This is a genomic window from Viridibacillus arenosi, assembly GCF_001955655.1.
In the GTDB taxonomy this organism is placed as follows: Bacteria; Bacillota; Bacilli; order Bacillales_A; family Planococcaceae; genus Viridibacillus; species Viridibacillus arenosi.
This window is the reverse complement of sequence record NZ_MSPW01000011.1, coordinates 83,479-95,882: the sequence shown is the minus strand read 5'-3', so window position 1 is coordinate 95,882 and position 12,404 is coordinate 83,479. Positions and strand designations below refer to the sequence as shown.

The 12,404-nt window shown below is 34.1% G+C and carries 14 protein-coding genes; 3 read left to right on the top strand and 11 right to left on the bottom strand.

Features of this window, described 5'->3' with window-relative positions; translation table 11 throughout:
* Positions 1-57: 57 nt before the first annotated feature.
* Complete coding sequence (locus tag BK137_RS17435) at positions 58-909, top strand: lipid II flippase Amj family protein (RefSeq protein WP_081730067.1); 852 nt, start codon at positions 58-60, stop codon at positions 907-909.
* A gap of 223 nt (positions 910-1,132) precedes the next feature.
* Here BK137_RS17435 and BK137_RS17430 read toward each other — a convergent pair whose 3' ends face one another.
* The 4 genes from BK137_RS17430 to BK137_RS17415 form a co-directional block, all read right to left on the bottom strand.
* On the bottom strand, positions 1,133-1,576 hold the full coding sequence (locus tag BK137_RS17430) for an AraC family transcriptional regulator (RefSeq protein WP_038182529.1): 444 nt from the start codon (positions 1,574-1,576) through the stop codon (positions 1,133-1,135).
* 347 nt (positions 1,577-1,923) lie between these two features.
* Positions 1,924-2,748 (bottom strand): alpha/beta fold hydrolase, encoded by an 825-nt coding sequence (locus BK137_RS17425; RefSeq protein ID WP_038182533.1) that lies wholly within the window; start codon positions 2,746-2,748, stop codon positions 1,924-1,926.
* 64 nt (positions 2,749-2,812) lie between these two features.
* Entirely contained in the window at positions 2,813-3,235 is a 423-nt protein-coding gene (locus BK137_RS17420) for a VOC family protein (RefSeq protein WP_038182536.1), read from the bottom strand.
* A 143-nt stretch (positions 3,236-3,378) separates the two neighbouring features.
* Positions 3,379-4,008: a nitroreductase family protein gene (locus BK137_RS17415; protein WP_038182539.1), complete on the bottom strand. Its 630-nt coding sequence runs from the start codon at positions 4,006-4,008 to the stop codon at positions 3,379-3,381.
* Positions 4,009-4,139: 131 nt separating this feature from the next.
* Here BK137_RS17415 and BK137_RS17410 point away from each other — a divergent pair, with 131 nt between their 5' ends.
* Entirely contained in the window at positions 4,140-4,484 is a 345-nt protein-coding gene (locus BK137_RS17410) for a winged helix-turn-helix transcriptional regulator (RefSeq protein WP_038182542.1), read from the top strand.
* Between the two features lie 162 nt (positions 4,485-4,646).
* On the opposite strand, the gene BK137_RS17405 is transcribed toward BK137_RS17410, so the two are convergent.
* From BK137_RS17405 to BK137_RS17380, 7 genes are all read right to left on the bottom strand, one after another.
* Entirely contained in the window at positions 4,647-5,813 is a 1,167-nt protein-coding gene (locus tag BK137_RS17405) for an MFS transporter (RefSeq protein WP_038182545.1), read from the bottom strand.
* A 357-nt stretch (positions 5,814-6,170) separates the two neighbouring features.
* On the bottom strand, positions 6,171-6,524 hold the full coding sequence (locus BK137_RS17400) for a hypothetical protein (protein WP_051448650.1): 354 nt from the start codon (positions 6,522-6,524) through the stop codon (positions 6,171-6,173).
* Between the two features lie 271 nt (positions 6,525-6,795).
* On the bottom strand, positions 6,796-6,954 hold the full coding sequence (locus BK137_RS22405) for a hypothetical protein (RefSeq protein ID WP_155981173.1): 159 nt from the start codon (positions 6,952-6,954) through the stop codon (positions 6,796-6,798).
* Positions 6,955-7,165: 211 nt separating this feature from the next.
* A complete protein-coding gene (locus BK137_RS17395; RefSeq protein WP_038182547.1) occupies positions 7,166-7,951 on the bottom strand; it encodes an ABC transporter ATP-binding protein in 786 nt (261 codons plus the stop codon).
* Positions 7,952-7,969: 18 nt separating this feature from the next.
* Positions 7,970-8,953, bottom strand: a complete 984-nt coding sequence (locus BK137_RS17390; protein WP_038182550.1) for a FecCD family ABC transporter permease — start codon at positions 8,951-8,953, stop codon at positions 7,970-7,972.
* Positions 8,950-9,957, bottom strand: coding sequence for a FecCD family ABC transporter permease (locus BK137_RS17385; protein ID WP_038182552.1), 1,008 nt, complete (start codon positions 9,955-9,957; stop codon positions 8,950-8,952). Before BK137_RS17385 ends, BK137_RS17390 begins: the two co-directional genes overlap by 4 nt.
* 97 nt (positions 9,958-10,054) lie before the next feature.
* On the bottom strand, positions 10,055-10,999 hold the full coding sequence (locus BK137_RS17380) for an ABC transporter substrate-binding protein (protein ID WP_038182555.1): 945 nt from the start codon (positions 10,997-10,999) through the stop codon (positions 10,055-10,057).
* A 394-nt stretch (positions 11,000-11,393) separates the two neighbouring features.
* Here BK137_RS17380 and BK137_RS17375 point away from each other — a divergent pair, with 394 nt between their 5' ends.
* The gene (locus tag BK137_RS17375) at positions 11,394-12,365 is read left to right on the top strand and encodes a tRNA dihydrouridine synthase (RefSeq protein ID WP_038182557.1); all 972 of its coding nucleotides are present in this window, start codon (positions 11,394-11,396) and stop codon (positions 12,363-12,365) included.
* Positions 12,366-12,404 lie beyond the last annotated feature (39 nt).

Here is a 12,404-nt window from a genome sequence, read left to right as displayed (position 1 = left end):
ATCAATAAAAATATCTTTTCTTTGCTTATGTCTAAAATCAGTTTTTATCGTTTGATTATGCTAATATATCATCTAAGAGAAGGTGATTTTATTTCAGAACTATTTACTGAGAAACTAATATTCATTGCACTGTTTATACTGATTATCCATTGTATCGAAACACTTGCATACGCTGTCCGATTATCCGGTGCAAGAGTTAAACTGCTTGCTTCTGCTTTATCCTTATTTAACTTGATGGTCATGGTATCAAGGCTTGCTAATATGATGCAGCAACCTTTTACTGGAAGCCTAATTGATAAAGCACCAAAAGAAAATACTCTAGAATTTGTCGAAAGTCAATTTAGGATCATCATTGCATCTTCCACAATAGGTACTATCATCGGGATTCTACTACTCCCAACTTTTATCGCCATTTTTTCTAGAGCAATTATCCATTTAGCTGAAGAAAGAGGCTCCATTCCGTCGTTGATTAAAAAGGGCTTCACATTTGCATACATAAAACGCGGACTAAAGCATATTCACTTGCCAAAAATTTCTTATGTAAAGGATATACGATTAAAAGATATCCCAGTAAAATTATTTTTCATCAATATGGTGATCACAGCTATCTACACAATTGGAGTATTATCTGCTTTGTACGCTGGGTTGATCGCTCCAGAAAGAAAAGCAACAGCCATTATGGCCTCAGGTCTTATTAACGGGGTAGCTACTATCTTGCTTATCATCTTTATTGACCCAAGAATATCAATTCTTGCCGATGACGTCATTAACCAAAGAGGCAGTTATTCGAATCTAAAAGGTATGTCAATTATGATGATGACTTCCCGATTGTTTGGGACATTACTAGCACAAGTCTTTTTCATTCCAGGAGCTCATTATGTAGCTTGGTTTACGAAATTTATTGTTTAATTTGTAATGACTTGTTTTTAACTACGAAGTTCTATCCGACTTGGAAATTATCCTTAGTTGGTGTTTATTAATCATTCGCCACTCGAAACAATTTGCGTATTCGATTTATAACTCGAATACGCTTATTGTTTTAGAGAATTTCAATAATATCATTAAACATAGCCAATAAATTTTTAGTGCCTTACTGGAGTAAAAATCAAGTAAAGTAAGCTAATCAAACTTATTAAGCTTTTATCGGTACACATATTTCGCAATAATGGTTGTTTACCATCTCCTCAGTGTATCTTTCCAAAATAGGTTTGTTATCAATTTGATATCCATTCATTTGTAAATCAATAAAAATATTGGCATATGCTTCTTGAATGTCTTCGGCTGTATGTTTGACTTCGTAAGCAAGGTACTTTCCACCAGCAAGTTCACCTTCACAAATTGAATTATCGATTTGATAATCCTCTGAAATCACAATACAAGCATCAAATCTACAGTCTTCAGGAAGTGTTGTCTCAGGGTTATCTTGTTGAATTGCAAGTATAATTGACGAAAGATTTTTCTCTCTTGCCCATTTTTTCAACTTCTCCATAACTTCAATATTTGCAGAACCATACGGACCAACACGTCGCACATAAGCTAAGCGATAGTTAGGTAGTGTTTCAACTTTAAATTTCATATATTCTTTCTTCCTTTCTTCTTTTGGATTTATTTGGTGCATTTCGAATGTAACATGCTTAAAAAATATATACACTTCATTTTTTTAAAAGTAACAATCTTTCTATTTACGAATTTTTAAAACAAAAAAACAGAGCTATTTCTACACATTTTGTAGATTTACTCTGTCTTTATGTTTTAACAGCAACATGCTTTTAAAAAACAGCCATTACCGTATGTGCTTGTCCAATACCAACTCAAAAAATTAGAACATCCATCCTCTTATTTGAAGAAAAAAAGTCTACATTTTTTTCTAATTCTATTTATTTTACCACTAAGTTTTTTGACTTTTAACGATTCCCTTACATGTTAAGCCAAAAAAGTACTGATATACTCTATCGCTCTTTTATCCTGTACATGGGCATAATGATCACCCTTTAACATCTGAACTTTTACTTGATTTGATTTTATTCCTTCCACTTCTTTCTTTACTTTTCGTTGCGCAGCAGCTGGACTATTTTCCCGATTTCCATAAAGAAGCAAACAAGGCATTTGAATTGTTTTTAAGATTTTAGGTGGATTGCTCCTATAAGCAGCTAACAACAAACTAATCCCCGATAAATTACTTGATCGTTGGTTTTCAATGGCTTCTCTAATAAAAGGACTATCTTCAAATTTAAACTTTTCAATAACTTTCTTAATTTCTTCCTCTGTTTTAGGCTTTGATACTTGCTCATCGTATGATTCCTTCCCTAGTAAACGTTGTCCAAATAATTTATGACAAATACTTATGATAGGTAAGAAGTATCCCGTTTTACCGAACATTTTAACAGGGAAACGATTAACCCTATCATATCCGATATCTAAAAGAATCAGTCGATCTACTTTCTTAGGATAATAGAATGCATATGCTAAACCAATAATTCCCCCTAATGAGTGCCCGATGATAGCAACTTTATCTAAATGATTCTTTTCGATATAGCCATGAAGCCAATCAGCCATATCTCTTTCTGTCACTACACCTTCAATTCCAGTACTCTTCCCGATACCAGGTAGATCAATCATATGTGTAGTAAACTCCTTATGTAATGCATCCGCTATAGGCATCCCCATACTTCCTGACCATCCAGTACCAGGAAGAAAAATAGCAACCTTATTACCTTTTCCACTTACAATGGAATAATATTGTAGCATTGTGTCCCCTACCCCTATATATGTCAGATTTTCATTATCTACTCTTGATGAATAAGCTCTTTACCTATTCACTAATCAATTTTTTGATTTCTTGAAAATTTGGACTCAATTCACTCCACACATCAAATTTATTCCCATCTAAATCAGCAAATACAAAGTTTCTTCCAGCATGACCTCTATTTTCAATATTCCCAACTTGCATTTCACTTTCCATAAAGAAGCTATGTAATTCTTCTAAAGCATCGAGCCCATTTACCTCAAAAGTCATGGAAAAACGTTCATTGCCGTTACTATCGATGAAATTCGAACTTTGAGTCTCTTCTGCCTTCACTAAGAAAAAGCTTTGATCTGCTAGATTAAGAATCACCTTCTCTTCGTCTTGATAGCTCAGTACAGCACCTAAGTTCTTTACATACCACTTTGCAGAAATGTCTACATTAGTTACTGGAATATAAGTAGTTCCAACCCGCACTAACTTATTACTCATTATCTAAGCTCCCTTCAATTTGTTCTTTATATAATTCTATAAATTTATATTTTTACCTCTTTACCCCTAATTTTATTGTAAAAACCACAAAAAAAAAGCAGAAACAAATTCGTTTCTGCTGAATCTTTAACTTGCTATGTTATTTAGATAAAACGAGCAATATCCTCTAATGGTAAACGTGATGAGCCGAATGCTGGTGCTGCTGCTTTACCGATAGCAATTAATACGATTGGGAATTCATTCTCAGGTAATTCAAATCGCTCTGCAAATTTCACTTTATCAAATCCGCCCATTGTTACTGTATCGAAACCTTTTTCTTTTGCGATCAGCATCAATTGCATAGAAATTAGACCTGCATCAAAAGTTGCGATACTTTGTCTTACTTCTAATGGTGCTGCTGGGTACATACGCATTGTATTGTTGATTGTGATGTTCTTCTGTTCTTCACCCATATGGCCTTCTTCTACATTTTGTGTGTAGATTTTTTCTACGTTTTTGTACATTTCAGCATCACCTAAAACGGCAATAACTGCTGAAGATGTTTCAATTTGTTCTTGATTGTTACCAATTGCGCGAAGTTCTTTTTTCGTTTCTTCATCTTGAATAACAAGGAATCTCCATGCTTGTAGGTTACTTGAAGAAGGTGCACTTGTAGCTTCTTTTATGATCTCTTCAAGTTGTGCTTGAGTCATTTTAAAAGTCGGATCGTATTTACGAACTGATTTTCTGTCTTCCATAATTGTATATAAACTTTTTTCTGTTGTAGTTGTCATTATATTTCCTCCTAAAACTTACTTAAGGTAAGTTGATAAATAAATCTTACCATTAGTAAGTTTATACGTCAATAAAAAAGTTTTATATGTTACAATAGAGGAAAATGCATTCACATGCGGGAGGTTGTTTTATGACTCAACCGAATTGTACACATAAATGTAGTAGCTACCATCAAGCAATTGAATTTATCGGAAAACGCTGGATGGGGATGATTATTTATTCTCTGTTATCAGGCCCTAAACGTTATCACGAAATTCACACTTTAATTCCTGGAATTTCTGACCGCTTACTAACAGAACGCTTAAATGAATTAGTAGATGCTGGCTTAATCAATAAAAAGCTAATTGACTCTTCCATTAAAAAAGTAGAATATGAGTTAACACCAAACGGTTTGGCATTTAATGACGTCATTGTATCTATTCAGAAATGGATTGATCTATGTGATTTTGAAAAGCAAACGAATGAATCAAAATAGTTATAGCGTATTTTACTATCTAATAGTATGCAAAAAGCCATTCATCTAGGTTAAGACTAGATGGATGGCTTTTGTTTATTTCATACTAAAAATTTCTATATTGTTGATTACAAATGTGTTTGTTTACCAAACCATTTTATAGTAGATTTGTTTGAGATGGATTTATATATTTTTAAGCTTTTTCTCATTTAAATAATCTTTGTAGACTAAAACCGCAACAACAATAAAGCTTAAACTTACAATCCGGAAGATCATTTCTAAACTAATCCATTCAGCTAAAATACCTAATACAAATGCGCTAACTCCAACGCCAACGTCAAAACTAGAAAAGAAAGTTGCATTTGCCGTGCCACTTTTTTCTTCACTTACCTTTTGAACCGTCCATGTTTGTAAACATGGCATAACTGTTCCATAACCTGCTCCAAATAAAATCGCTGCTATTATTAGACCAATATCATTTGATGCATAAGACAGCATAACAAGTGATAAAAACCCTAACATAGCTGACACAATGATAATAGACCACGGTCCTTTTTTGTCATACCATTTCCCAGTAAATGGACGTATCAAAGTTGCTACAGTTGCATTGATAAGGAAGAATAGAAAAATATGATCTATCCCCTTTTGCTTTCCAAAAAGAACCAAGAATGTAATAACCGCTCCAAAACCAAGTGTTGTAATAACAGTCAGTAACGCTGGGAACCACACTTCTTTTTCAAAAATCATATCCAAAAATCGAAATGGTTGCTTCTCACGCATTACAGTTGTAGGAGATGCTTTTACAAATTGAAGCGCAATTACAGCCAATAAACTAAGTACTACGGAGGACCAAATTAAAACATCGAAGGAAAACGACTCATATATAAGGATACCGATACTCGGTGAAATAATAGCCCCTACCGTTGTAGAGATAGAAAAATACCCCATTCCTTCTCCTAACCGTGACTTAGGAATTAAATCGACTACCATTGTACTATTTGCTGTGGTTGATACCCCCCACGCTGCACCATGGAAAATGCGTAACAATAGAAAAAGCCATACAAAATTAAGAAATGGATACAGCATTGTAATAATCATTAAAGCTGCACTTGCACCAATGGCTAGACTTTTTCGTTGGTTATCGATTAAATAGTACCCTACAAAAGGTCTGATTAAAACAGCACCTATCGTAAATAATGTTGTCACTAGACCTACTTGAATGGAAGTTGCATTTATACTTAACAAATAGGCTGGCAAAATAGGGAGCAACATATCAAACCCTATAAAAACTAAAAAGTTGCTAATAAATAAGAATATAAATGGTTTACTAAAGATTCTTTGATTTTTCATATAACTATTCCTCGCTTCTAAATTATTCTCTAAGTTAGAAGCGTTAGGATCACTGAAACGTTTTTCAATTGTCTAAGGTTTTTAGTCAATTTATTCACCCTCTTTATTTAATAATAGTTGGACTAATATAATTTTTAGATTATACCAGACTTCAACATTATTAACAAATTACTTTTTTTAACAACTATTTTATACTTTATTATTCATGTAACAACTCTATCGTCACTTTATATATATGTAGTTTAATTTTGTTTATAGAAAAACAGTTACCATCTATCAGTCACTAATAGCTGGTTGCTAAAGATAGTTGAAAATATCATTTTCTAATTTTGGAACGCAAATCGTTAAAAATAGCTACTAATCAAAATTAGCTATTCGGAAATGGAACCAATGAATACCTACTACACTAGAAGATGAACAAACTCCTTCAAACTGTACACGATTGTTTTCATATAGAATTGGTCCAGTGACATATAAATCGTTACTTATTTGATTGGACAAACGAAGAACCTCAAACACCGATTTTTCTGGTTCTTCAATCATGAGAGTGGTCTCGCAATCTAACTCAAACAATGTTTCATCTTTCCAATATGGTTGTAAAGATACCACTTCAATATCCCCTATTTCTTGCTTTAATCGCTTGATTACCTTTTGAGCTTTTTCTTTCGACTTTACTTTAATATACATACGCCATCTAATAGTCTTAAACATTTTATCTCCTTAAAATAAAAAACTTTCATTTTCTACACTTAACGAATATTGAAATATTCATACATATATTATACAAGGTAAAAAATAAATATAGTAAAAGAATTCAATTTCACTCCATATGTTTAAACAACTATGTTTTTTATTGGACTTTAATATTTTTCAGAAAAATTTATTCTTCGCGAATAATTTGCATTAAGAGCGATGAAGTAAAAGAGATTATATATAAATCACCATCCTAAAAGTACTTAAGTGAGTATTTACAATCTTTAAATTAAATAGCCATTTCGCCAAATTCATAAACTGAACATTCTTCCAACTCTTCTATAAAAGTTAAGTCTGCGTAGCTATGCACAAAAGCAATTTTACGAACCATTGCTTTTACTACTTCTAATTCTGTGACAATACCCCATTCAATACTTTTCTCTCCCAATACACTCTCTCGATCCCAAATTTTTCAAGTAGTCTTTCATACTTTAAATGGTCCTTATAATTAATTTCGATTGACATACCCTTTTTTTGAATAACTTTCTCACTCTACATTCCATATTAATTAAGAAATAAAAACAGCTTGCTGATGAGAATACATCACAAGCTGTTTTTATTAGAAACATTAAAATGCTCTCCTTCTAATGAAAGAGAATTTATTTTTTGACTCCTATTGGGATACAAAGAGGTGATTGATCCACAGGGTTTTGAATAATAATTGAAGATAGTCCAAACACATCTTCAATCATTTTCTCAGTGAATACTTCATCAGGTGGGCCTTCTCTGTATATCTGCCCGTTTGAGATACTGATTAAGTAATCTGCATAACGCGCAGCTTGGTTTAAGTCATGCAAAACCATGACAATCGTTCGATTGTGCTTACTATTTAGTGAACACAACAACTCAAGTACTTCTATTTGATGAGCTAAATCTAAATAAGTAGTCGGTTCATCGAGAAGCAACAGCTCTGTGCCTTGCGCTAAAGCCATTGCAATCCATGCTCGCTGACGCTGACCGCCTGATAGAGCATCTAACGTACGATCACCTAAGTAATCCATTTTAGTTGCTCTTAAAGCTTCATCTACAATTTCATGATCTTCCGCAGAATAACGAGAAAGTAAACCTTTGTGAGGATGGCGTCCATAATAACAAAGTTCTTTAACCGTCAAATCTTCAGGTGCTTCAGGAGACTGTGGCAAAATGGCCAGCTGTTTCGCCACTTCTTTTGATGAATGTCGATGAATATCTTTACCATTTATATAAATACTTCCTGCTGTAGGCTTTAACAACCTGGCTAAAGACCGAAGAATAGTTGATTTTCCACAGCCATTTGAGCCAATAATAATGCTAATTTTCCCTTCTGGAATGTGAAGATCAATATTATTAATAACAGAAATTGAATTGTACGACAATGAAAGTTTTTCTGCTGTTAGTTTTGTCATTACTATTCATCCTTTCATTTACTTTTTCTGTTCACGGCGCAGTAGATATAAGAAATATGGGGCACCAATGACAGCTGTTACAATACCTGCTGGAATTTCAACTGGAGGGACGATACCTCTTCCTAAAGTATCCGCGATCAATAAAAACAGCGCTCCTACTGTTCCTGAGACTGGTAGTAAAAATTTCGAACGGCTTCCTACTAACCTTCTTCCGACATGCGGGGCAATTAAACCGATAAAGCCAATTGCTCCGACAACAGCCACAGATAAGCCTGTCAATATAACAGCAATGCTTAATAAAACATAACGAACAAATTTTGTTCGTTCTCCTAAACCAACGGCAATTTCATCTCCAAGATTTAAGATGTCCAACTTCGATGCAAAAATGACTATGAATGGAATAAGGATGATAGAGGGAACCAAAATCCATATTTCACTCCATCCTCTTCCCCATAAACTTCCTGTTAACCAAAGAAGTGTAGTATTTACATTATCAGGAAATTTAATCATGAAATATTGAATTCCTGCTTGGCAAATGGCCCCTAAAGCTACTCCGACAAGTGCTAATGTATGCGGCTTTGCCCCTTGAGCATACGAAAATATCATGAGAATAATTGCAATAACCGCTGCTCCTATAAATGCTGCAATAGGTAATACCAGTATAGAAGCTGTAGGAAATACAATTAATACAAAAACAGCAAACAAACCCGCTCCTTTTGTAACCCCTATAACATCAGGTGAAGCTAGAGGATTTTTTAAAATCCCTTGTAGGATTGCTCCTGCTACGGCTAAAGATGCCCCAATTACAATGGCAATAATCATACGTGGAATACGGTAATTATATAAAATAAACGTATTATTTTGTGAAGTCCCACTTATATTGCTTAATATATCAAGAGGGGAAATATAGATAGCACCTACACCTAAGCTAATAATTGCGACGATTAGCAGAAGTACAAGAAAGGCACTTAGTATCCCATATGGATGTTTTCTTTTGGTCATTGTTTGATATTCCTCCCTTTTTTAGCCAGATATAAAAAGAAAGGAGCTCCGATAAGTGCTGTAACAATTCCAACTGGAGACTCAAAAGGATATGCAATAAAACGTGATAACACGTCAGCATAGACAAGTAAAATGGCTCCTAAAAGGGCTGAGAACGGTAAAATCCTCTGGTAGTCTCCTCCGACTAACTTTCTTGCAATATGAGGAACGATAAGACCAACAAAACCGATTGGACCTGCTACAGCAACTGATGCACCTGCAAGCATAACAACAATCACTCCCGCAAAAAAACGAATCCATTTTACTTTTTCACCTAAACCCGTAGCCATATTTTCACCTAGAACTAATATAGAGATTGAACGTGACATGCTAAATGCAAAAAACAGTCCAAGAACAAACCATGGAAAGAGAATTTTGACATGGGTCCAGTCTTTACCATTGATAGAACCTACAAGCCAGTACAGCACATCGGTTGCTTGTTCATTCAACACAATAACTCCTTGTGTAAGTGATGATAAAAACAAATGGACTGCCATACCTGCAAGTGCTAGTTTCACATGTGTGGTTTTACCGCCTGATGCAAATAAATAGACGGTTATTCCTCCTAACGCTGCTCCTAAAAAGGCAATATATACAGTCGTTTGTGAATTCAATTCCGGAAATAGAATCAGTGCCATCACAATCGCTAAAGACGCACCCGCATTTACGCCAAAGACTTGCGGAGATGCTAAAGAGTTCCTTGTAATTGCTTGCATTAGTGCTCCTGCTACAGCAAGACTGGCACCAATAAGTGCTGCAAGAACAGCCCGAGGAAGTCTAAGCGTCTGAATAATCGTTGTTTGTTTAGAATCGTCTGATGCAAATAATGCCTTTAACACATCTATAAAACTTATGGATGAAGAGCCGAAAGCAATATGTATAACCATTCCGACTATTAATAAACAAACACTGACAAATGCGACTATATATTTATTCGCTTTTGGCTTTAGAACGATGTTAGTCATTTTACAACACACTTTCTCAAGTTTTCTTTTTAAACAAATAGAAGCAAGAATAGTAAATCTATTCTCACCCCTATTTTTAACCATAATTATTTTACTTTTATTCTTCGTTTAGTAACTTAACCGTATCTTTTCCAATAGCCTCAGCTGATACTACACCTCGGTATCTTGTCCATAAATCACGATCAACTACAAAAACTTTGTCATTTTTAACAGCTTTCAAATTCTTCCAAAGAGAATTTCCTTTCCATTCATCTGTTAAAAGTTTACCTTCATTATTTGCTAAAATTAAGATATCTGGGTTAATATCAGACAACTGCTCTAAGTTCATTTCAGCATATGCTTCTTTGTTTTGTACTGCGTTTTTAAGACCTAACTTTTCAAGAAACTCTCCGTCAAATGAAGAAGACGTGTGCGCTTGAAATGAAGTATCTCTTACAACGGCTGGTAACACTGTCTGATCTTTTTCTTCTTTTAATTCATTTTTTAATTCTGCAATGGTTTTTTCATGTTCATCTAAACGTTGATTTGCTTCCTTTTCTTTTCCAACTGCTTTAGCAATCGTTTTAAATGAATCTACATTTTCTTCATATGTTGACTCACGACTCTTCAACTCAATTGTTGGAGCAATTTGTTCAAGATCTTTATAAATTTCCTTATGACGCTGATAGTCTGCGATAATCAAGTCTGGTTGCAATGAACTAATCACTTCTAAATTAGGCTGTTGACGTGTTCCAACAGAGGTATAATCTATTTTGTCTCCAACAAGCTTTTCAATCATATCTGTTTTATTATCATCAGCAATTCCGATTGGCTTCATGCCTAAACCTTGAAGTGCATCAACAAATGATAATTCAAGAACGACTATTTTTTTAGGATTTTTAGGAATGCTTGTTTTTCCTAGTTCATGCTGAACAGTCACCTTTTGCTTGTTATCTAAATTTTCTTTTGATGAATCTTGATTCGATCCGCATCCTGCTAACACTAATAATATGGATATAATAGCGTAAATAATTGCTAATTTGCCTTTTTTTATTTTCTTCATATAAGATGTATTCTCCTTTGTTGTAAGGTCATGACAACGATAATGATAATCATTTTCATTATTGAATATTATATTCTTATAGCTAATAAGTCAATATATTTATTATTTTTTTATTTAAAATGCGTGATTTTTAATAATTTTTTAACAAACAAAAAAGCTCCCCTATTTTAAGGAGCTCCAATTTTCCACTTAATTCCAATTACTAAAAAAGGTTGCTTTCTCTATAAGATAAATAAATTTTTTGCGATTTAAAGTTTTAGTTAGTCATTTTTGAAAATTCAGTATTAGTTATAGGACAGTGCAACCAACTACAAGAAATGATAATATGTATGATGAGTAAAGGATTTTGCAATAGATAAATATTGTTTTTATATGTTGCAATAGGAGGATATAAATGAATAACGAACATAATTTTTGGCTTGATTTACCGAAGCCATTTTTTATATTAGCACCAATGGAAGATGTCACAGACGTTGTGTTTCGCCACGTCATTAGTGAAGCAGCAAAACCCGACGTATTTTTTACGGAGTTTACAAATACAGAAAGTTATTGCCAATCTGACGGAAAAGATAGTATGCGTGGGCGTTTAACGTTTACGGAAGATGAACAACCTATTGTCGCTCATATTTGGGGCGATAAACCTGAGTTTTTTAAACAGATGAGTATCGATATGAAAAAACTTGGTTTTCGTGGGATTGATTTAAATATGGGCTGCCCCGCACCAAACGTTTCATCAAAAGGAAGAGGTGCTGGATTAATCCAACGTCCTGAAGTGGCAGCAGAAATTATTCAAGCAGCAAAAGCCGGTGAATTGCCAGTTAGCGTTAAAACAAGATTAGGTTATCACGACATTGACGAATGGCGCGATTGGTTAGGACATGTATTGAAACAAGATATTGCGAACCTTTCTATTCACCTTCGTTCGAAAAAAGAAATGAGTAAGGTAGATGCTCACTGGGAACTAATCCCCGAAATAAAAAAACTTCGAGATGAAATTGCTCCAAATACGTTATTAACAATTAACGGAGATATCCCTGACCGAGCAACAGGTTTAAAATTAGTAGAACAATACGGCATTGATGGCGTAATGATTGGCCGCGGCGTTTTCACGAATCCATTTGCTTTTGAAAAAGAACCTAAAGAACATAGTATGATAGAGTTTCTCAATTTATTACTTTTACAATTAGATCTTCATGATAAATATTCAAAAGAAATCGAACCTCGTCCATTTAAGCCACTTCTTCGCTTTTTCAAAATCTATACTCAGGGATTTAGAGGCTCGAGTGAACTAAGAAACCAATTGATGGATACAAAATCAACGGATGAGGTCCGTCGTTTAATACAACTATTTTTAGAATTAGACTAAGTCAAGCATGGGACACGGAGAAGGGTTCCGCTTCCTACA

Coding starts and splice junctions, on each gene's coding strand:
- BK137_RS17400 (WP_051448650.1), bottom strand. CDS start 6,524: ATGTTTAAGACTATTAGATGGCGTATGTATATTAAAGTAAAGTCGAAA.
- BK137_RS17395 (WP_038182547.1), bottom strand. CDS start 7,951: ATGACAAAACTAACAGCAGAAAAACTTTCATTGTCGTACAATTCAATT.
- BK137_RS17390 (WP_038182550.1), bottom strand. CDS start 8,953: ATGACCAAAAGAAAACATCCATATGGGATACTAAGTGCCTTTCTTGTA.
- BK137_RS17425 (WP_038182533.1), bottom strand. CDS start 2,748: ATGCTACAATATTATTCCATTGTAAGTGGAAAAGGTAATAAGGTTGCT.
- BK137_RS17435 (WP_081730067.1), top strand. CDS start 58: ATGCTAATATATCATCTAAGAGAAGGTGATTTTATTTCAGAACTATTT.
- BK137_RS17430 (WP_038182529.1), bottom strand. CDS start 1,576: ATGAAATTTAAAGTTGAAACACTACCTAACTATCGCTTAGCTTATGTG.
- BK137_RS17375 (WP_038182557.1), top strand. CDS start 11,394: ATGAATAACGAACATAATTTTTGGCTTGATTTACCGAAGCCATTTTTT.
- BK137_RS17385 (WP_038182552.1), bottom strand. CDS start 9,957: ATGACTAACATCGTTCTAAAGCCAAAAGCGAATAAATATATAGTCGCA.
- BK137_RS17405 (WP_038182545.1), bottom strand. CDS start 5,813: ATGAAAAATCAAAGAATCTTTAGTAAACCATTTATATTCTTATTTATT.
- BK137_RS17380 (WP_038182555.1), bottom strand. CDS start 10,999: ATGAAGAAAATAAAAAAAGGCAAATTAGCAATTATTTACGCTATTATA.
- BK137_RS17420 (WP_038182536.1), bottom strand. CDS start 3,235: ATGAGTAATAAGTTAGTGCGGGTTGGAACTACTTATATTCCAGTAACT.
- BK137_RS17415 (WP_038182539.1), bottom strand. CDS start 4,008: ATGACAACTACAACAGAAAAAAGTTTATATACAATTATGGAAGACAGA.
- BK137_RS17410 (WP_038182542.1), top strand. CDS start 4,140: ATGACTCAACCGAATTGTACACATAAATGTAGTAGCTACCATCAAGCA.